General features: G+C 60.7%; 19 protein-coding genes and 1 tRNA gene. 14 read left to right on the top strand and 6 right to left on the bottom strand.

Annotated features, from left to right (window positions below; genetic code table 11):
- Positions 1 to 20: 20 nt before the first annotated feature.
- Positions 21 to 527 carry a MarR family winged helix-turn-helix transcriptional regulator gene (locus HMPREF2975_RS02655; RefSeq protein ID WP_070725580.1) on the bottom strand — a complete coding sequence of 169 codons (507 nt, stop codon included), beginning with the start codon at positions 525 to 527 and terminating at the stop codon, positions 21 to 23.
- A gap of 42 nt (positions 528 to 569) precedes the next feature.
- Positions 570 to 1193 carry a TetR/AcrR family transcriptional regulator gene (locus HMPREF2975_RS02650; protein WP_070725578.1) on the bottom strand — a complete coding sequence of 208 codons (624 nt, stop codon included), beginning with the start codon at positions 1191 to 1193 and terminating at the stop codon, positions 570 to 572.
- Positions 1194 to 1273: 80 nt separating this feature from the next.
- Here HMPREF2975_RS02650 and HMPREF2975_RS02645 point away from each other — a divergent pair.
- The 12 genes from HMPREF2975_RS02645 to deoC all read left to right on the top strand — a co-directional run bounded on the left by HMPREF2975_RS02645 (position 1274) and on the right by deoC (position 12890).
- A tRNA-Gln gene (locus HMPREF2975_RS02645) sits at positions 1274 to 1344 on the top strand.
- 254 nt (positions 1345 to 1598) lie between these two features.
- Positions 1599 to 2579: a ribose-phosphate diphosphokinase gene (locus HMPREF2975_RS02640; protein ID WP_058236176.1), complete on the top strand. Its 981-nt coding sequence runs from the start codon at positions 1599 to 1601 to the stop codon at positions 2577 to 2579.
- A 161-nt stretch (positions 2580 to 2740) separates the two neighbouring features.
- Positions 2741 to 3373, top strand: a complete 633-nt coding sequence (locus HMPREF2975_RS02635) for a 50S ribosomal protein L25/general stress protein Ctc (protein WP_058236175.1) — start codon at positions 2741 to 2743, stop codon at positions 3371 to 3373.
- A 70-nt stretch (positions 3374 to 3443) separates the two neighbouring features.
- Positions 3444 to 4505: a mannose-1-phosphate guanylyltransferase gene (locus HMPREF2975_RS02630; protein ID WP_058236174.1), complete on the top strand. Its 1062-nt coding sequence runs from the start codon at positions 3444 to 3446 to the stop codon at positions 4503 to 4505.
- Between the two features lie 113 nt (positions 4506 to 4618).
- Entirely contained in the window at positions 4619 to 5749 is a 1131-nt protein-coding gene (locus HMPREF2975_RS02625) for a BMP family lipoprotein (RefSeq protein WP_058236173.1), read from the top strand.
- A 105-nt stretch (positions 5750 to 5854) separates the two neighbouring features.
- A complete protein-coding gene (locus HMPREF2975_RS02620; RefSeq protein WP_070725575.1) occupies positions 5855 to 7432 on the top strand; it encodes an ABC transporter ATP-binding protein in 1578 nt (525 codons plus the stop codon).
- Positions 7429 to 8655, top strand: coding sequence for an ABC transporter permease (locus HMPREF2975_RS12210; RefSeq protein WP_070725574.1), 1227 nt, complete (start codon positions 7429 to 7431; stop codon positions 8653 to 8655). Before HMPREF2975_RS02620 ends, HMPREF2975_RS12210 begins: the two co-directional genes overlap by 4 nt.
- Positions 8652 to 9917 (top strand): ABC transporter permease, encoded by a 1266-nt coding sequence (locus HMPREF2975_RS12205; RefSeq protein WP_070725573.1) that lies wholly within the window; start codon positions 8652 to 8654, stop codon positions 9915 to 9917. The genes HMPREF2975_RS12210 and HMPREF2975_RS12205 overlap by 4 nt, the downstream gene beginning before the upstream one ends.
- A 28-nt stretch (positions 9918 to 9945) precedes the next feature.
- Positions 9946 to 10386: a cytidine deaminase gene (locus HMPREF2975_RS02605; RefSeq protein ID WP_227469148.1), complete on the top strand. Its 441-nt coding sequence runs from the start codon at positions 9946 to 9948 to the stop codon at positions 10384 to 10386.
- Complete coding sequence (locus HMPREF2975_RS02600) at positions 10376 to 11671, top strand: thymidine phosphorylase (protein ID WP_058236168.1); 1296 nt, start codon at positions 10376 to 10378, stop codon at positions 11669 to 11671. The genes HMPREF2975_RS02605 and HMPREF2975_RS02600 overlap by 11 nt, the downstream gene beginning before the upstream one ends.
- Positions 11668 to 12216 carry a hypothetical protein gene (locus HMPREF2975_RS02595; RefSeq protein ID WP_058236167.1) on the top strand — a complete coding sequence of 183 codons (549 nt, stop codon included), beginning with the start codon at positions 11668 to 11670 and terminating at the stop codon, positions 12214 to 12216. The genes HMPREF2975_RS02600 and HMPREF2975_RS02595 overlap by 4 nt, the downstream gene beginning before the upstream one ends.
- A 20-nt stretch (positions 12217 to 12236) precedes the next feature.
- Positions 12237 to 12890: a deoxyribose-phosphate aldolase gene (deoC, locus tag HMPREF2975_RS02590; RefSeq protein ID WP_058236166.1), complete on the top strand. Its 654-nt coding sequence runs from the start codon at positions 12237 to 12239 to the stop codon at positions 12888 to 12890.
- 6 nt (positions 12891 to 12896) lie between these two features.
- Here deoC and HMPREF2975_RS02585 read toward each other — a convergent pair whose 3' ends face one another.
- Complete coding sequence (locus HMPREF2975_RS02585) at positions 12897 to 14594, bottom strand: phospho-sugar mutase (protein WP_070725567.1); 1698 nt, start codon at positions 14592 to 14594, stop codon at positions 12897 to 12899.
- Positions 14595 to 14620: 26 nt separating this feature from the next.
- Positions 14621 to 15484: a purine-nucleoside phosphorylase gene (locus tag HMPREF2975_RS02580; protein ID WP_058236164.1), complete on the bottom strand. Its 864-nt coding sequence runs from the start codon at positions 15482 to 15484 to the stop codon at positions 14621 to 14623.
- A gap of 88 nt (positions 15485 to 15572) precedes the next feature.
- Here HMPREF2975_RS02580 and HMPREF2975_RS02575 point away from each other — a divergent pair, with 88 nt between their 5' ends.
- Together HMPREF2975_RS02575 and HMPREF2975_RS02570 are read left to right on the top strand one after the other, a co-directional pair.
- Positions 15573 to 16322, top strand: a complete 750-nt coding sequence (locus tag HMPREF2975_RS02575) for an LOG family protein (protein ID WP_058236163.1) — start codon at positions 15573 to 15575, stop codon at positions 16320 to 16322.
- A 125-nt stretch (positions 16323 to 16447) separates the two neighbouring features.
- Positions 16448 to 16612: a DUF3117 domain-containing protein gene (locus HMPREF2975_RS02570; protein ID WP_070725565.1), complete on the top strand. Its 165-nt coding sequence runs from the start codon at positions 16448 to 16450 to the stop codon at positions 16610 to 16612.
- Between the two features lie 67 nt (positions 16613 to 16679).
- On the opposite strand, the gene HMPREF2975_RS02565 is transcribed toward HMPREF2975_RS02570, so the two are convergent.
- Together HMPREF2975_RS02565 and HMPREF2975_RS02560 are read right to left on the bottom strand one after the other, a co-directional pair.
- On the bottom strand, positions 16680 to 17333 hold the full coding sequence (locus tag HMPREF2975_RS02565) for an O-methyltransferase (protein ID WP_070725563.1): 654 nt from the start codon (positions 17331 to 17333) through the stop codon (positions 16680 to 16682).
- Positions 17334 to 17398: 65 nt separating this feature from the next.
- Complete coding sequence (locus tag HMPREF2975_RS02560; protein WP_058236238.1) at positions 17399 to 18544, bottom strand: Mrp/NBP35 family ATP-binding protein; 1146 nt, start codon at positions 18542 to 18544, stop codon at positions 17399 to 17401.
- Positions 18545 to 18578: the final 34 nt, after the last annotated feature.

Below are 18578 nucleotides of genomic sequence, written 5' to 3'. Positions count from 1 at the left end.
GGTCGGACGCTACTTTTAGGCTAGTACTTCGTTTCGTAAGATGCGAGGATAATTCTGAGCAGGTCAGCAAGATCGTCCTGATCGCCTCGGGAAAGCGGCGCCAGAATCTGCTTTTCACATTCGAGCAGGGAGATCAGCGCCGCATCAACGTGCTTCTTGCCGGTGGGGGTCAGGGTGACGAGGACGGCGCGCCGGTCATCCGGAGCCGGTGACCGCGTTACAAGGTGGCGACGTTCGAGGCGGTCAATACGGTTCGTCATTGTCCCGGAGGTGACGAGCAGTTCGTCCATGAGGTGCCCGGGCGTCATCGAATACGGCTTTCCGGCGCGGCGCAGGGAGGAGAGCACGTCGAATTCCCACGGGTCAAGATCGTGTTGGGCGAATGCCTCGCGCCGCTTGAGATCCAGATGGCGCGCCAGTCTGGCTACGCGCGAGAGCACAAGCATGGGGGAGGGGTCAGTGTCCGGGCGTTGACGTGCCCACCCCTCAACGATCGCATCGACCTCGTCTCGCTGCGTTTTTCTCATGACACCAAGATACTTGTTTTCGAGATACTTTCGCGAGGGGGCTCACGCAGAATGCATACGCAATGACGGATCAGTCTTGAGGTTGCGCAGCCCGTACCACACCAGGTTGACGGCGTGTGCAGCCACAACTTCCTTCGGCATGGAGCGATCTTCGAGCCACCACTGCCCGACCTGCGCGATCAAACCGACAAGCATCTGCGCATACAGCGGTGCCCACCCCGGTTCCATATTCGAGCGTTCGAACTGTTCGGCCACAAGGTATTCCACCCGCATCGCAACATCGCCGAGCACCGATGAGAAAGAACTGGATGTACGGTCGTTGGGTGTATCGCGCACAAGGACGCGGAAGCCATCCGTATTCGATTCAATGTAATCCAGCAGTGTCAGTGCGGCCGCCTCGAGGATCTCACGCGGATGCGCGGACGATTCCAGCGACGTCTGGATCGCGGAGACAAGGGACTGCACCTCACGGTCCACGATCACCGCATACAGACCTTCTTTTCCGCCAAAGTGCTCGTAGACGACCGGTTTGGAGACGCCTGCCTGCGCGGCTGCCTCCTCCATGGACGTACCGTCGAAACCTTTCTTTGCAAAGAGGGCGCGACCGACTTCAATGAGTTGCTCACGTCGCGCCACACCGCTCATCCGGACTCGTTTTTCTGCCATAGCAGTACTCTAGAACGTGTTGAGCTCCACACTTTAAGCTTCTGATTCTTCGCGCGACTGTGACATAATCGGGTGGTCTATCCGCCTTGGTGTAACGGCAGCACAGGGGTTTTTGGTGCCCTTAGTCTAGGTTCGAATCCTGGGGGCGGAGCTCAATGTACTGAGCAAAGTTGCACTATAGCAACGAAAAACGGTTTCACGTCATCCTCTCTGGGGGTCGCGTTCCCCGAAATAATCTCGTGCCTGCACGACACCGGAACAACTGCGCTAATCGATCCCGAAATAGCCTTGAGGGGCCTGTATCGAGTAAAGCACGCCACATCAACTCACGGATCAGGGGGATGAACCTATAGCATAAGAGACGCCGCATCCGTGTAGCGGCAGGTTGAAGGGGAGGACAACCGTATGAGTGGCTTGGTCGCCAGTGGTGAAAAACGACTCGTGCTTGTATCAGGACGGGCACACGTCGATCTTGCAAATCAGGTAGGTGAGCATCTGGGCTGCGGTGTCTCTGCGACCACTGCCTACGATTTTGCCAACGGAGAGATCTACGTTCGATTCAACGAATCTGTGCGTGGAGCCGACGTCTTCGTGCTGCAGTCGCACACCACCCCTATTAACAAGTGGCTGATGGAACAGCTCATCATGATTGATGCCGCCAAGCGCGCGTCAGCCAAGCGCATCACCGCTGTTTCACCGTTTTACCCCTATGCACGTCAGGATAAGAAACATCAGGGTCGTGAACCGATCTCCGCTCGCCTCGTGGCCGATCTGTACAAGACAGCCGGAGCTGACCGCGTGATGAGCGTGGATCTGCACGCCTCGCAGGAACAGGGCTTCTTCGACGGTCCTGTTGATCACCTGTGGGCCATGCCCGTGCTGGTCGACTACGTGCGCGGACGCGTGAACCTGTCGCACGCCACTGTCGTGTCGCCGGACGCCGGCCGCATTCGCGTGGCTGAGAAGTGGGCTGCGAAGATGGGGAACTGCCCGCTGGCATTCATTCACAAGACCCGTGACACCACTCGCCCCAACGTCGCGGTCGCCAACCGCGTGGTGGGTGAAGTCGACGGGCGTGACTGCGTGCTGGTTGATGACCTGATCGACACGGGCGGCACGATTGCTGAAGCGGTCAAGGTACTGTACAAGGCCGGTGCGAAGTCAGTGCTCGTGGCGGCAACGCACGGCGTCCTGTCCCACCCGGCAACCCAGCGCCTCTCTGAGTGTGGAGCAACTGAAGTGGTCGTCACTGACACGTTGCCCATCACTGGGGAGAAGCGCTTTGACAAGCTGACGATCCTGTCGATTGCGCCTCTGCTGGCTCGCGCCATTAAAGAGGTCTTCGAAGACGGATCGGTCACATCACTGTTCGACGGGGTCGCATAGAGCGCCCCTTTCGGGTTAGGCTATGTGTCGTTGCTCCGGCGAGGGCGTCGCATATCTGCGGTGCCGTGATCGACGAAGCTTTTACCTGCGGTGCGCCCGCGCGCAGAGAGAAGCCTTGTTGGTGTCGTCGGCGAAGAAACGACTGAAAAATGGAGGCTTCAATGAGTGAAAATCATCTTGATGCGCAGCTGCGCAATGACTTTGGTAAGGGTGCAGCACGCCGCGCACGTCGTGACGGCGTGATCCCCGCAGTCATGTACGGACACGGTTCCGACACGATGCATCTGGGACTGCCCTCGCACGAAACGTTTTTGATTGTGCGTTCTAACCCGAACGCAGTCGTTGAACTGTCGGTCGATGGTGAAACCTACCTGACATTAGTGAAGGACGTCCAGCGTCACCCCGTGTCACGCAACATCCTGCACGTCGACCTGCTGGCCGTGAAGGCCGGCGAAAAGGTTGATGTTGAGGTTCCGATCTCCGTCGTGGGCGAGCCGCAGGCCGGCCTGACGCACACCGTCGAAACCTTCCAGGTCATGGTGGCTGCGCCTGCTACCTCGATCCCCGAGTTCATCGAGGTCGACATCGAGGGCGCCGAGGATGGCCTGGTGATCCACGCAGGCGACCTGAAGTTGCCTGAGAACGTTGATCTGGTCACCGACGAAGAGGTTGACATTCTGTCGGTCGCCGAGATTCAGGAAAACGAAATTCCTGAACCTGAAGCAGCTGCAGAAGGCGAAGCTGAAGGCGCAGAAGCCGCTGAAGCCGCTGAGGAAGCATCTGAAGAAGAGTAAGACCCGACTCTCCGGTCATAAACCTCCGGTCGCCGTGGAGCGGCCAGAGGTTTATGCATATTCTGGAGCCATGACGACCCATATCGCCCCGACCATTCACGCGATTATTCCGGCTGGAGGCTCAGGTACACGCCTGTGGCCACTGTCGCGCCGAAACCGCCCGAAATTCCTGCTCGACCTGACGGGCAGCGGCTGCTCCATGCTGCAGGAGACAGTGACGAGGCTGACGCCTGTCTCCCGGTCCATCACGGTCGTCACCGGCGCCAGGCATCGTGACGCTGTCGCCGCCCAGCTGCACGACGAGTGCACAATCCTTGCGGAACCGGCTCCACGCAATTCGATGGCAGCGATCGGGTGGGCAGCCTACTCCATTCTCAGGCGTTTTGGGCAGGACGCGATTGTCGGCTCATTTGCAGCTGACCATGCCATCGCGCACCCCGATCAGCTGCACCAGGCGATCGGGCGGGCAGTTCAGGCAGCCCGCAGCGGTTACCTGACAACGATTGGCATTGCGCCCACCTCGCCATCGACCGCGTACGGATATATCCATCCCGGGCCTGCACTTGGGGGAGCCAGCGGCGCCTATACAGTCAGCGAATTCGTGGAAAAGCCCAACGAGTCAACCGCCCGGCGATACGTGACGGACGGCTACCTGTGGAACGCTGGAATATTCATCGTGCGGGCGGGCACACTCAGGGACGCCCTCGCCCATGAGAATCCACAGATGGACCGCGCCTTGAACGCGATCGTGGACCCTGACACCGACCCGAACGAGCGCGAAGAACTATGGGAGTCCATTGAATCGATCGCCATTGACTACGCCCTGGCCGAGCCGCTCGCCGCGCGCGGACGCGTCGCGGTGGTGCCTTCGCAGGATCTGGGGTGGACTGACGTGGGGGACTATCCCTCGCTCAACACGTTCGGCCAATCGGAGCGATCGGTCGTACGCGTTGATGCGCCGGGCACCAGCGTGCACTCGTCGACCGATCAGATGATTGCGCTGGTCGGGGTGGACAACATGACCGTCGTCGTTCAGGACGATGCGATTCTGGTGGTCAGCAATGACCGCGCTCAGGACGTATCTCATGTTGTGGAGCTGGCGCGTGAAAACGGACGTCTGGACATGATCTAGATCAAGAATCCGTAATTTTGCCCAAACGCCCTTACGATTTGCGCTATCGTTATGAGGATTCTGCAGCGACGACATGTCCACCGAGGGCATGCCATATTCGTGAGAGGAAGACTATGACGAAGAGCTTCAAACTAGGCGCTGTTGCAGCGATCGCAGCGCTCGCGCTCGCAGGATGCGGCGCAGCACCCGAAGCATCAAGCGGATCAACCGAACCGGCATCAGGAGCCGGCGGCCAGTCCGGTCAGGCAGCGGGTTCCAGTGAAGTCAAGGCCTGTATGGTCTCTGACGAAGGCGGCTTCGACGACCGCTCCTTCAACGAATCCGGTAAGGAAGGCATGGATCGCGCTGGCCAGGAACTGGGCGTGGAAGTCAAGTTCGCGGAATCAACGTCAGACGGTGACTACCAGACCAACGTTGACGCCATGATCCAGGACGGATGCACGCTGATCGTCGGCGTTGGATACAAGCTGGCTATCACCATGGCTGAGGCAGCACAGGCCAACCCGGATATCCAGTTCGCACTCGTTGACTCGCAGTTCCAGGACGCACAGCAGAACCCGATCGAACTGGAAAACGGCCGCCCGCTCATCTTCAACACGGCTGAGGCAGCGTTCCTCGCCGGATATGTTGCAGCCGGCACCACCACGAGCGGCACAGTCGCAACCTACGGCGGCATGGAAATTCCGACCGTCCAGATCTTCATGGAAGGCTTCGCCAAGGGCGTTGAGAAGTACAACGAAGACAACGGCAGCGCCATTCAGGTTCTGGGGTGGGACACCGAGAAGAAGACCGGTTCATTCGTGGGCGACTTCTCCTCAATCGATAAGGGACAGACTCTGACTGAAGGATTCATCTCTCAGGGCGCCGACATCATCATGCCGGTTGCCGGCCCAATCGGCTCAGGCACCCTGTCAGCCATCAACGCAGCACCGAACAAGAGCGAACTGAAGGCAGTGTGGGTTGACGCTGACGGTCACGAATCAGTGGGCGATCCAGCCATCTTCACGTCCGTCGTCAAGGAAATCGGAAATGCCGTGTTCGACACTGTCAAGGACGCGAAGGACGGCAACTTCTCCTCCACGCCATACATTGGCAACCTGAAGAACAAGGGCGTGGCGATGGCTCCGTTCTACGACATGGACTCCCAGGTTTCTCAGGAACTCAAGGACAAGGTCGAAGAGCTGAAGCAGCAGATTGTGGACGGATCACTGGATGTGTCCACGCAGTACGACCCGGCAAAGTGATGCGCTCTCTGTGAGCGTGTAACACCGACCGAATGATGAAGATGCCGTCGCAACCGAATATGAGGTGGCGACGGCATCTTCGTTCTTTCAGAAAAGAGTCAGCGAGTGAAACTCGAACTACGAGGCATCACTAAGGTTTTCGGGCCCCTCGTCGCCAATGATCATATTGATCTGACCGTTGAACCTGGTCAGATTCACGCCCTGCTGGGTGAAAACGGCGCAGGTAAATCAACGTTGATGAATGTGCTGTACGGCCTGTACCAACCAGATGCCGGTGAAATCCTCATCGACGGGGAACCCGTCCACTTTAAAGGCCCCGGCGACGCTGTGGCAGCCGGAATCGGCATGGTGCACCAGCACTTTATGCTCGTCCCCGTATTCACCGTTGCCGAATCCGTGGCCCTGGGTTACGAACCCACCGGCACGTTTGGAGTGATCGACGAGGTCGCCGCCGCCCGTAAGGTGACTGAAATCTCAGCCCGATTCGGATTCGACGTGAATCCGAAAGCACGAATCGAAGACCTGCCTGTGGGAGCTCAGCAGCGCGTGGAGATCATCAAGGCACTCTCGCGTGAAGCTAAAGTGCTGATCCTCGATGAGCCGACTGCCGTGCTCACCCCGCAGGAAACCGATGAACTTATTGAGATTATGCGCGGACTGAAAGAGGACGGCACATCCATCGTTTTCATCACGCATAAGCTGCGCGAAGTGCGCGCAATCGCGGACCGCATCACGGTGATCCGGCGCGGAAAAGTGGTTGGTGAAGCTGCTCCGGATTCAAGCGAGAACGAGCTGGCCTCGATGATGGTGGGCCGCGACGTGAATCTGACGGTGGAAAAAGGCCCGGCCTCACCTGGCGAGGTTGTGCTGGATGTGGACGGACTGTCGCTGGTTGATGCGGCGGGCGCAGTTGCACTCGATGATGTGACGTTGAGTATTCGCAGCGGAGAGATTCTGGCGGTGGCCGGCGTGCAGGGCAATGGTCAGACCGAACTGGCTGAATGCCTGCTCGGACTGGAAACACCGACGTCCGGGACGATGACAATGTCAGGAGCGCAGCTCTCCCCGATGAGTGTGCGCCAGCGCATCCATCACGGCATGGGGTTCGTGCCCGAGGATCGCTCGACCGACGGCATGATCGCAGGCTTCTCGATTGCCGAAAATCTCATCCTGGATATTTCGAACAGTGCGCAGTTTGGCGCAGGTCCGTCGTTAAATCCGAAGAAAGTGCGCGCCAACGCGCTCGAAAAAGTTGATGAGTACGACATTCGTGTCACCGACGTTTCTGACCCGATCTCCACTCTGTCGGGCGGCAATCAGCAAAAGGTCGTGCTGGCACGTGAAATTTCGCGCGACCTGGACCTTCTGGTGGCCTCGCAGCCGACCCGCGGCCTGGACGTCGGATCGATCGAGTTCGTCCACCGCCGCATTGTTGCTGAGCGTGACGAAGGAACCGCGGTGCTGATCATCTCCAGTGAACTGGACGAGGTTGTCGCGCTGGCTGACCGGATCGCCGTGATGTATCGCGGACGAATCGTCGGCATCGTCCCCGCCGATACACCGCGCGACGTGCTGGGACTGATGATGGCGGGTGTGCCCGCCGACGAAGCTCGCAGCCAGGCCGCTCACCATGAAACAATTCTGGGCGCTGCCGACGAGCAGGCTGAAAAGGAGGAGCAGTGAAAGAGGCACAGGAAACACCAGACGTGTCCGACCGCTCCGGTGCGCAGGCTTCCCTCATCCGACGCGTCATGTCGGGCTCCTGGCTCGTATCGGTTCTGGCCGTTGTCGTGGCACTCGTCGTCGGATCAGTGCTGATCGCCATTTCAAACCCAAACGTTCAGACAGCGGCCGGGTATTTCTTCGCACGCCCCGTCGACACGTTCGCCGCATTGTGGTCCGCAGTGGGCGACGCCTACGAGGCGATGCTGCGCGGCGCAGTCTTTGACTGGAAAGCGTCCAGCACAGCACGCATGTGGCGGCCGCTCACCGAAACCCTCACCAACTCGGTTCCCCTGATCTTTGCGGGCCTGGGTGTGGCAGTGGGATTCCGGGCAGGCCTGTTCAACATCGGTGCGCAGGGGCAGGTCGTGCTCGGTGCAATCTTCGGCAGCTACGTGGGATTCGCCTGGCACCTGCCACCCGTGATTCACTTGCTGGCAGCCATGTGCGGAGCCGCCCTCGGCGGTGCACTGTGGTCCGGAATTGCCGGCATCCTGAAAGCGAAGACCGGCGCGAACGAAGTCATCACGACGATCATGCTCAACTCGATCGCCGGTTTGCTGATCGGGTACGTCCTGACCCGGCCCTCGTTCATTGGCGAGGGGAACACGAACCCGAAATCCATGCCGGTCCTCGAAACAGCGATGTACCCCAGGCTGCTGGGAGATTCCTTCCGTGTGCACTTCGGATTCATTGCCGCTCTGGCGGCTGCACTGTTCGTGTGGTGGCTGCTGGAGCGTTCAACGATCGGGTTCGAATTCCGCGCGACGGGCCTGAATCCTGCGGCGGCACGCACAGCGGGTATCTCCGTTGAAAAAGTGACGACGTTGGTCATGATTGTTTCTGGTGCGCTGTGCGGTCTGGCTGGTTCGGCCCCGGCTCTGGGCACTGAACGCTATCTGACCACCGGCATTGCCGCATCAATCGGTTTTGACGCGATCACCGTGGCGCTGCTGGGCAAGTCACGCCCACTGGGTACGGTGCTGGCCGGATTGCTGTTCGGCGCGCTGAAAGCGGGCGGTGCGATTATGCAGACTGCGACGCAGACTCCGATCGACATTGTCCTGGTCATCCAGTCCACGATCGTGTTGTTCATTGCCGCGCCGCCACTGGTTCGCGCGATTTTCCGTTTGCCTGAACCGCTGCCGCATTCCCGTATCGCGAAGAAAGAGGTGGCAGCATGAGCACCACAGCGACTACACAGTCTGTGCAGCCCGCACTGCCGGTGAAAGTTGTTGTCTCCTACGCGCTGGCGACGGTACTAAGCGCACTGCTGGCGTTCTACTGCCACAGTTCCACGCGCTTTGCGCTGGGACGGTCCTCGGACTTCGTGGCGATCCCGGACTTCTCTGTTCCTGCACGGCCTTTCGCCATCGTGGCCACGCTGATTCTGGCAGCCCTGACAGCCGTCGCATTCATGCAGCGGCAGCGCCGCGTGAGCACTCCGCTGTGGATGCATGCAATCGTCGGCGTGCTGTTCATTCTCGTGTTCCTGACCTGGGCTGGAGCGGGGCGCGACACCGTCATCCCGATCGTCACATTGCTGGCGGGCGCACTGACCCTGTCAGTCCCATTGATTTTCGGCGCAATGGCCGGAACGGTGGGGGAGCGCTCCGGAACCATCAACATCGCCATTGAAGGTCAGCTGCTTTTCGGAGCGTTCCTCGGCGCGGTCGTCGCCTCGCTGGCCAGGAACGCATGGGTGGGCCTGATTGCCGCGCCGATCGCCGGCATGTTGGTGTCACTGCTCCTGGTGCTGTTCGGACTGAAATACCGCGTCGACCAGATCATTGTCGGTGTTGTGCTGAACGTGCTGGTATTGGGATTGACCAGCTTCTTCTACTCCACGGTGCTGAATGTGTCAGCGGAGTCGCGCGAAGCCTTTAACTCCGGTGTATCACTGCCGGTCATTTCGATTCCGATCCTGTCCAGGATCCCCCTGATCGGCCCGGTGCTGTTCCAGCAGACCATCTTGGTGTACACGATGTACGTTGTGGTTGGAGTGCTGCAGTTCATGCTGTTCCACTCACGATGGGGCCTGCGTATGCGGGCGTGCGGCGAGCACCCGCAGGCGGCCGACACAGTGGGCATCAACGTGATGAGGACACGCATCAACAATGCGATCCTGGGTGGCGCTCTGGCCGGCCTGGGCGGTGCGTTCTTCACCATCGGGCACGGCCTGGCATTCGCCAAGGACATGGCATCGGGCAACGGCTACATCGCCCTGGCCGCCATGATTCTGGGCGGCTGGACCCCGATCGGCGGAGTGGCCGCAGCACTGCTGTTCGGTTTCGCCATGAACCTGGGCTACACGCTGTCCATTATCGGATCACCCATGCCGTCACAGATCATGCTGATGATCCCCTATGTGGTGACGATTCTGGCGATTGCAGGCTTCGTGGGTCGTGTGCGCGCGCCAGCCGCAGAAGGCGTTCCCTACCCGTAAAGTAGAAATGGAACGGCAAGGGAGAACTATGGAGATCACAGACCAGACGTGGGCTGACCTTCACCAGGCAGCCGTCAGTGCCATGCAGCGAGCCTATTGCCCGTATTCGCACTATCCGGTGGGCGCGGCCGCCCTCGTCGACGATGGTCGAATCGTGTCGGGATGCAACGTTGAAAACGCCGGGTACGGTGTGACACTGTGCGCTGAATGTGGCGTGATATCTGAACTGATCAACACAGGTGGAGGGCACCTGGTCGCGTTCGCGTGCGTCAATGCCCACCAGGAGGCGACCGCTCCATGCGGACGGTGCCGACAGATCCTGTTCGAACATGGCGGCCCTGACCTGATGCTCGCCATGCCTGGCGGCCTGATGCGGATGGACGAGGTACTGCCGCGCGGCTTTGGCCCGTGGAATGTGCGTGAAGTGACAGGGGAAGGCCCTGAGAACGGAGGAAGAAATGAGCGTTGAACAGTTTGACGTTGTCGACATCATCTCAGCCAAGCGTGACGGAGGTGAGCTGGACAACCAGCAGATCGACTGGGTGATCGATGCCTACACGCGAGGCGTCGTTGCCGATGAGCAAATGTCGGCACTGGCGATGGCGATTTTCATCAACGGGATGCAGCGCCGTGAAATTGAGCGCTGGATGCAGGCCATGATGAGCTCCGGGGAACGGATGGACTTTTCCAGCCTGAGGCGCCCCACCAGTGACAAGCACTCCACCGGCGGTGTCGGTGACAAGATCACGCTGCCGCTGGCACCTCTCGTCGCGGTGTATGACGTGGCCGTGCCGCAGCTGTCCGGGCGCGGCCTGGGGCACACCGGCGGAACCCTGGACAAGATGGAATCGATCCCCGGGTGGCGCGCGAACCTGAGCAATGACGAAATCATGCACATGCTGGATACGGTTGGGGCAGTGATCTGCGCGGCAGGGTCCGGGTTGGCTCCCGCTGACCGCAAGCTGTACGCGCTGCGTGACACGACCGGAACCGTTGACTGTATTCCGCTGATCGCATCGTCGATTATGTCGAAGAAGATTGCTGAAGGCACCAGCTCACTGGTGCTGGACGTGAAGGTCGGCTCCGGTGCCTTCATGAAAGACATTGACCATGCGCGCGAACTGGCACGCACGATGGTGGACCTTGGTTCAGATGCAGGTCTGTCGATCTGTGCGCTGCTCACCGACATGTCCACGCCGCTGGGACGTACTGTCGGCAACGCGCTGGAAGTGCGTGAAGCTGTGGAGGTCCTGGCCGGTGGCGGACCCTCTGACGTGGTGGAACTGACCGTTGCTCTGGCACGCGAAATGCTGCGTCAGGCTGGACGAGGAGACGTTGACCCGGCTGAAGCGCTCGCTGATGGCCGCGCGATGGACAAGTGGCGTGAAATGGTCGCAGGCCAGGGCGGGGATCCTGACGCTGCGCTGCCGGCTGCCCAGCACACGGAAGTCATTGCTGCCGAAGCTTCCGGATATGTCACCGCGATGGATGCACTCTCGATCGGTGTGGCCTCGTGGCGCCTGGGGGCTGGCCGCGCACGCAAGGAAGATGCCGTGCAGGCGGAAGCAGGCATCGAAATCCACGCCAAACCGGGTGAGGCCGTCACGAAGGGGCAGCCGCTGTTGACGCTGCACACGCAGACACCTGAGCGAATCGAGCGGGCGCGTGAAGCCCTGTCGGGAGCCATCGCGATTGGCCCTGATCGCCGCGGCGGTGCTGACTCCGTCGTGCTGGGTCGAGTGGATCCTCAGTGAACACCGCGCGCCCTCGGCCACTTCCCGCAGTCATGCCGCATCAGGTTGACGGCACAACGTGCGGGATCGCCGCGCTTGCAGCGGTTGCCGCGCGGGCGGGCGGACCGCAGCACGCCTATCTGAATGCTCGGCGCGATGCTGTTGACCGGATCCAGGTTGCGCTGCACGCTCAGGCCGCGCGGGTGGGGATCCCGTGGCCGCAGGCCTTAGGCACCTCGCCGTGGGCACTGGCTTCACTGGCATCAAGCGCGGTAGGAGTGCATTACGGCTGGACGCCATGGGAATGCGGGGGTGTTGACCGGGTTCAACGGGCAGTCAACAGCGGAATCGATGCGTTCGTCTACGTGGGGGCGCACCGCCTCATCCCTCGGCACGTCATCGCCGTGCTCGCAGCGGAATCCACTGACTCGCAGTGGGTGGTTTTCGAGCCATCCAGCGGGAAAGTCATCACTACTTCTCCCAGCGTGTTCACACAGGCTCGCGCTGGGCACCCTCGGCAAGAATTTGGAAACTGGACGCTGCCCAGCCTTGTGGTAGCGCCCTGACCTACTGAAAAGGAGACACCATGACCACTCGATCCGACGTCGCACAGATGATCGACCACACATTGCTCAAACCGGAATCAACGGACCAGGACGTGCGCGCGCTGATTGCACAGGCTCAGGAACTGGGCACCTACTCCGTGTGCGTGTCACCGTCGATGCTGCCCATCGACGCCCCTGAAGGACTCCACGTGGCGTGCGTGTGCGGATTCCCTTCCGGCGCGCACAAGGCCGAGGTGAAAGCCGCTGAAGCTGCTCAAGCCGTTCGTGACGGTGCTGACGAGATTGACATGGTTGTGAACCTTGCGCTGGTTAAGCAGGCAGACTGGGATGGTGTGCGCGCCGACATTGCGGCCGTGCGTGCAGCATGCCCCGACTCGGTTTTGAAAGTCATCATCGAATCAGCCGTCCTGACCGATGAGGAAATCGTGGAGACCTGCAAGCAGGCAGAAGCTGCCGGAGCGGACTTCGTCAAGACGTCCACCGGTTTCCACCCCTCAGGTGGTGCCTCGGTCCACGCCGTTGAACTCATGCGTCAGACCGTGGGGGACCGCCTGGGAGTCAAGGCATCGGGCGGAATTCGCGACGCTCAGAGCGCGCTTGCCATGATCGAAGCAGGCGCATCCCGGCTTGGCCTGTCCTCCTCGGCGGCCGTGCTGGACGGCCTGGACGACTAGGTTGCGCTACACGCCGAGCGCTGCGCGCAGGTCAGTTTTGACCCGCTCGAGGCGCTCGGCGGCTTGTGTTCGGGCCGCGTCCACATTCCCATCCGAAACAGGGATCACAACCTCGCAGTAGCACTTCAACTTCGGCTCAGTGCCCGAGGGGCGAGCCACCACGCGGTCATCGGATTCGGTGCGGAAAATAAGCGCATCCGTACCGGGCAGATCGAGCTGCTCAGAGCCGTTCGTCAGGTCTGTTGTCTCGATGACGGGGGAGCCGGCCAGCGAATCCACACCGCGCTCGCGCAGATTCGCCATACCGGTCGTAATTGTGGCCAGGTCATCGACACGGATAGTCAGGGGAGAGGTCGCATACAGGCCGAACTCGCAGGCCAGCTCATCGAGAACTGCCCGAAGAGAAGAGCCGTCAGCCTTGCGTTCTGCTGCAAAGCGCGCCAACTGCAGGCACGCTGAAATGCCGTCCTTGTCGCGCACATACCCCGGATCGACGCAGTATCCCAAAGCTTCTTCATAGCCGAAGACCAGGTTCGGTACGCGGGAAATCCACTTGAAACCGGTCAGTGTGACACGGTGTGTCACGCCGTGCGTCTGCGCGATGCGCGACAGCAGACGTGAGGACACAATCGAGTTGGCAACGGTCGGGTTGCCCTCGCCGCCACGTGCCTGCGTGACTGCCCGCAGTCCCAGCAGTGCGCCTACCTGATCTCCGGTCAACTGCCTCCAGCCACCCTCGATGGAGGGATCGGGAAGCGCGGCGCTGCAGCGGTCAGCATCTGGATCGTTCGCCAGGATGATGTCGGCATTAACGTCGCGCGCCAGCTGCATCGCCAGGTCCAGTGCCCCCGGCTCTTCAGGATTGGGGAAACGCACGGTCGGGAAATCCGGATCAGGATCCTGCTGCTGGGCAACGACGTGAACATCGGAAAAGCCGCGCCGGCGCAGTGCTTCACTCATCGTTGCTCCGCCCACACCGTGCATGGAGGTCACGACGATGCGTAGCTGCGCATTTTCTGGCCCGCCCGTCACCAGTGAGGTGACTCGATCCAGATAGGCTTCCACGATTGAGTCGTCGAGTTCATGCCAGCCTGACTGGGCGCGCGGAACGTCACGAACAGAGGTGACGGCCTGGATCGCCTCGAAAATTTCCGCATCGAAAGGCGGGACGATCTGAGAGCCCTGACCAGAATCTGTGACCACGCGCCCACCCAGGTAGACCTTGTAGCCGTTATCTTCGGCCGGGTTGTGCGAGGCCGTCACCATCACTGCCGCATCGGCTTCCAGGTGGCGCAATGCGAACGCTGTCAGGGGCGTGGGCATGGCGAGCGGCAGGACGTAGGCAGTGCCGCCGGCTGCGGTAGCAACCCCCGCCGTATCGAGGGCGAACTGGCGCGACCCATATCGGGCATCGCAGCCGATGACGATCGAAAAGTCAGGGCCCGCATGGCGCTTGAGAACCTCCATGAGGCCGGCTGCAGCGCGAATGACGACAGCGCGGTTCATTCTGTTCGGCCCGCCTCCGAGATGGCCGCGCAGCCCGGCTGTTCCGAATTCGAGGAGGCCCCTGAAACGGTCGGCCAGTTCAATGCGCGCATCCTCGCTAGTGGCGGACTGCTCAAGCAGATCCGTCAGCTCGCGTGCGGTCGCCTCGTCAGGATCGTCGTCAATCCACCGGCGAACAGCTTCAACGTCGATATCCATGTGTGTCACTGTCAGTCCTTCCGCTATCACTCAGCATCAGTTGCGATTGCCTGAACGATATCAGCCAAGAGGCGCGCAATTCTGGGAGCGGCCTCCTGACCGGCTGCGATCACCTCGGCATGCGAGAGGGGTTCAGGTGAGATTCCTGCTGCCAGATTCGTCATGAGTGAGATGCCGAGGATCTCCATGCCGGCTTCGCGCGCCGCTATCGCCTCGAGCGTGGTGGACATGCCCACCAGGTCGCCGCCCAGGATCCCTGCCATCTTCACTTCGGCGGGGGTTTCATAGTGTGGGCCGGGGAACTGGACATACACGCCTTCAGGCAAGGTCGGGTCAATCGTGTGAGCGACAGTGCGCAGACGCTGCGAATACAGGTCGGTCAGGTCGACAAATGTAGCGCCCTCCAGCGGGGAAGCGCCGGTGAGATTGATATGGTCGCGGATCAGAACCGCCTGGCCGGGGCTCCACTGTGGGTTCAGCCCTCCACACCCGTTGGTCAGGACGACGGTGCGAGCTCCTGCGGCCGCTGCCGTCCTCATCCCGTGGGCAACCGCTCGCACTCCTTTGCCTTCGTAGTAGTGCGTTCGTGAACCCAGGACGAGGGCGACTGTGTCAGATCCGTGCACCCGAATTGAGCGCATGACGGGAACGTGGCCAGCCACTGCGGGAGCAAAGAAGCCCGGCACTTCTGCTGCAGGGATTTCGCTGATTGTTTCACCGATCAGGTCGGCTGCTCCGCCCCATCCTGATCCCAGCACGAGCGCAATGTCGTGGTGGTCGATGCCGGAGCGGCGCGCAATGGTGTCCGCTGCGTGCCGCGCAAGTTCACCAGGTGTGGGGTCGGCAGAGTCGTCGCAGGTGCCGTGAGTGTGAACGTCAGATCGGGTCATGAGGATAACGCTACAACGAGGACCTATTATTTTTCTGTAAACAATCGGGCAACGTCGCTGACATGCCGATCACACCAAGGAGAGGTTGATGGAAAGTCAGGAAAACCATCCCCACAAACGCACCTATATGCGCGGCCCCGTTATGCTGCGAGGAAACCAGATACCGAAGGAAACCTCGGAAACGCGCTTGCTGCGGCCACAGAAAGACACTGACTGGGTGCATGAAGACCCGTGGCGCGTGCTGAGGATCCAGGCGGAGTTCGTTGAAGGGTTCGGAGCGCTGAGCGAGCTGGGGCCGGCTGTGTCGGTCTTCGGTTCGGCACGCACGCAGGAAGACGATCCGTATTGGGAATACGCGCAGATGATTGGCCGACTGCTGGTCGAATCGGGATATGCCGTCATCACCGGCGGTGGTCCGGGGGCGATGGCGGCGGCGAACAAAGGTGCTTTTGAAGCGGGCGGGGCTTCCGTCGGCCTGGGCATTGAGCTGCCGATGGAGCAGGCAATGAACCAGTGGGTGAACATGGGGATCAACTTCCGCTACTTCTTCGCCCGTAAGACCATGTTCGTGAAGTATTCGTGTGGATTCATCGTCATGCCCGGTGGTTTTGGCACGATGGATGAACTGTTCGAAGCGGTCACGCTGGTGCAGACCGGCAAGGTCCAGGCATTTCCGTTGGTCTTGATCGGGTCAGACTACTGGGGTGGGCTGGTCGAGTGGGTACGTTCCACAATGGTGACTCACGGTGCGATTTCGCCCGGTGACCCGGACCTGTTCACGCTCGTTGACGATCCGCGTGAAGCTGTCGCCATCATTCGTGAACGCACGAAAGAGTGATTTTTCAGCGTAATTTCGCCTGTGCGCATCCCATTTTGCGGCAGTCACGGTAGAATGGATGTGTCCACTGCCAAGCGCAGATTGCGTGTCGGCAGCAGTGAAAACCATACCAAGGAGCGTGAGACATGGCAGCCATGAAACCTCGGACTGGTGACGGTCCCCTCGAGGCCACCAAAGAAGGGCGCGGCATTGTGATGCGTATTCCCAGTGAAGGTGGCGGGCGGCTGGTCATCGAGCTCACGCCTGAGGAGGCGAAAGACCTCTCCGAGGCACTGTCACAGGCTGTGTGACGTGTAGCTGGACCAAGGGGTCTCATCGTGCGGCAGACGCATGGTGAGACCCTTCGTTTATGTCCGGTCAGGCTTTGACAGCAACCAGGACGCCGTCACCGACCGGAAGCAGCGAGGTGACGAAATCCTCCGTTTCACCCATCACGCGAATCACTTCACGCATGACAACGGTTTCCTCGTCACGGCGGGCCGGATCTGCGACTCGGTCATGCCACAATGCGTGTACCACCACCGCTGTGCCGCCTGGGCGGAGGATGCGCAGCGCATGGTCGAGGTATTCGGGCGTTTCCTTCACGTCAGCGTCAATGACGATCATGTCGTAGGCACCGGCTGCCATGCGGGGCAGTACATCAAGCGCCCTGCCAGAGATCAGGCGTGTGTGGCCGGAACCCCGGCCGGCCGATTCAAATGCGCGGCGGGCATGACGATGGAATTCAGGTTCCACGTCAATTGTGGTGAGCACACCGTTGGTCGGAATCCCCTCAAGCATCCACAGGCCTGACACACCTGCACCCGTGCCGATTTCCAGGACAGCTTTCGCTCCGGTGCACGAGGCAAGCATCCGCAGCGTTGCGCCGACACCTGTTGAAATAGGCTCAGCTCCCAGCTCGATGGCAACGTCGCGCGCGCGCCGAATGGTCTCAGATTCGCTGACGTATTCTTCTGAAAAAACCCAGGTTTGCGCTTTATCTGATGTCACGACGTCCTCCCACACCCACATGAATCATTCACGTTGTCCTCAAGCCTACCTTGATTGAACGGCGGCTGGTGATTTCACGTGCCGCGCTATCCGAGGCGCCCTCCCTGTGCAGGTGTCACGTTCAGGTGCATTCCGGCCAGTCCGCGCTTGCGCTGTCCCAGCAGCGCGCCCACCGTTTTCAAGACGGTTGCTGCGTCACCTTCGCCACTCAGGACGATGGGGGAGCCGGAGTCGCCGCCCTCGCGCAAGTGAATGTCGAGCGGAATCTGGGCCAGGAGCGGCACGTCGTATCCGAGTTGTGCACTCAGGCGTGCCGATACGGATTCGCCGCCGCCGGTGCCGAACACTTCGAGGCGCGACCCGTCCGGCTGGACCAGGTAGGACATGTTCTCGATGACGCCGAGGACGTGCTGCTGGGTCTGCGCTGCGATGGAGCCGGCACGTTCCGCAACCTCTGCCGCCGCAACCTGCGGAGTGGTGACGACCAGGATTTCAGAGGTTGGCAGCAGTTGTGCGATGGAGATTGCCACATCACCGGTGCCGGGAGGCATATCGATGAGCAGAACGTCCAGGTCACCCCAGAATACGTCCGCGAGGAACTGCTGGAGTGCGCGGTGTAGCATCGGTCCGCGCCACACGACAGCCTGGCCGTCCGGAACAAACATGCCGATTGAGACAACCTTGACGCCGCCGGCACCGATCGGCGGAATGATCATGCCGTCCAGAACCTGCGGCTCATGAACCACGCCCATCATGCGCGGAATGGAGAAGCCATAAATGTCAGCGTCGAGGACGCCAACTTTCAGGCCGGCGGACGCCATTGCTCCGGCCAGGTTCGCCGTCATGGACGACTTGCCAACCCCGCCCTTGCCGGATGTGACCGCAATGATGCGGGTGAGTGAATCGGGCTTGTTGAAGAGGATCTCGCGTTCGGCCTTCCCGCCGTTGAGCTTTTCACGTAAAGCTTTCTTTTGCTCGTCATTCATGACGCCCATCGTGACCTCGACGGTTTCGATACCGTCAACGGCACCCACCGCAGCCTTGATGTCGCGCGTGATCGTCTCGTGGAGGGGACAGCCCGCAGTGGTCAGCAGGACACCGATATGAGCGGTGGTCCCGTCGATACGGACCTCGTCAATCATGTTGAGGTCGGTGACCGGGCGGTGCAGTTCCGGATCCATCACCGTTTCAAGAGCGGAGTGGACAGCGTGTTCAATGGACGTTTCAGACATGTAATCCATCGTACTTGGCCGACACAAACTCGCC

Origin of the sequence: Actinomyces sp. HMSC065F12 (assembly GCF_001814535.1) — a bacterium.
Classification (GTDB): domain Bacteria; phylum Actinomycetota; class Actinomycetes; order Actinomycetales; family Actinomycetaceae; genus Pauljensenia; species Pauljensenia radingae_A.
The sequence above is the reverse complement of the archived record's forward strand: the minus strand, read 5'-3'. Positions and strand labels throughout refer to the sequence as shown.

Bases quoted from the DNA above. Each gene is read 5' to 3' on its own strand.
- HMPREF2975_RS02655 (WP_070725580.1), bottom strand. From the start codon at position 527: ATGAGAAAAACGCAGCGAGACGAGGTCGATGCGATCGTTGAGGGGTGG.
- HMPREF2975_RS02650 (WP_070725578.1), bottom strand. From the start codon at position 1,193: ATGGCAGAAAAACGAGTCCGGATGAGCGGTGTGGCGCGACGTGAGCAA.
- HMPREF2975_RS02640 (WP_058236176.1), top strand. From the start codon at position 1,599: ATGAGTGGCTTGGTCGCCAGTGGTGAAAAACGACTCGTGCTTGTATCA.
- HMPREF2975_RS02635 (WP_058236175.1), top strand. From the start codon at position 2,741: ATGAGTGAAAATCATCTTGATGCGCAGCTGCGCAATGACTTTGGTAAG.
- HMPREF2975_RS02630 (WP_058236174.1), top strand. From the start codon at position 3,444: ATGACGACCCATATCGCCCCGACCATTCACGCGATTATTCCGGCTGGA.
- HMPREF2975_RS02625 (WP_058236173.1), top strand. From the start codon at position 4,619: ATGACGAAGAGCTTCAAACTAGGCGCTGTTGCAGCGATCGCAGCGCTC.
- HMPREF2975_RS12205 (WP_070725573.1), top strand. From the start codon at position 8,652: ATGAGCACCACAGCGACTACACAGTCTGTGCAGCCCGCACTGCCGGTG.
- HMPREF2975_RS02605 (WP_227469148.1), top strand. From the start codon at position 9,946: ATGGAGATCACAGACCAGACGTGGGCTGACCTTCACCAGGCAGCCGTC.
- HMPREF2975_RS02600 (WP_058236168.1), top strand. From the start codon at position 10,376: ATGAGCGTTGAACAGTTTGACGTTGTCGACATCATCTCAGCCAAGCGT.
- deoC (WP_058236166.1), top strand. From the start codon at position 12,237: ATGACCACTCGATCCGACGTCGCACAGATGATCGACCACACATTGCTC.
- HMPREF2975_RS02585 (WP_070725567.1), bottom strand. From the start codon at position 14,594: ATGGATATCGACGTTGAAGCTGTTCGCCGGTGGATTGACGACGATCCT.
- HMPREF2975_RS02580 (WP_058236164.1), bottom strand. From the start codon at position 15,484: ATGACCCGATCTGACGTTCACACTCACGGCACCTGCGACGACTCTGCC.
- HMPREF2975_RS02575 (WP_058236163.1), top strand. From the start codon at position 15,573: ATGGAAAGTCAGGAAAACCATCCCCACAAACGCACCTATATGCGCGGC.
- HMPREF2975_RS02570 (WP_070725565.1), top strand. From the start codon at position 16,448: ATGGCAGCCATGAAACCTCGGACTGGTGACGGTCCCCTCGAGGCCACC.
- HMPREF2975_RS02565 (WP_070725563.1), bottom strand. From the start codon at position 17,333: ATGTGGGTGTGGGAGGACGTCGTGACATCAGATAAAGCGCAAACCTGG.
- HMPREF2975_RS02560 (WP_058236238.1), bottom strand. From the start codon at position 18,544: ATGTCTGAAACGTCCATTGAACACGCTGTCCACTCCGCTCTTGAAACG.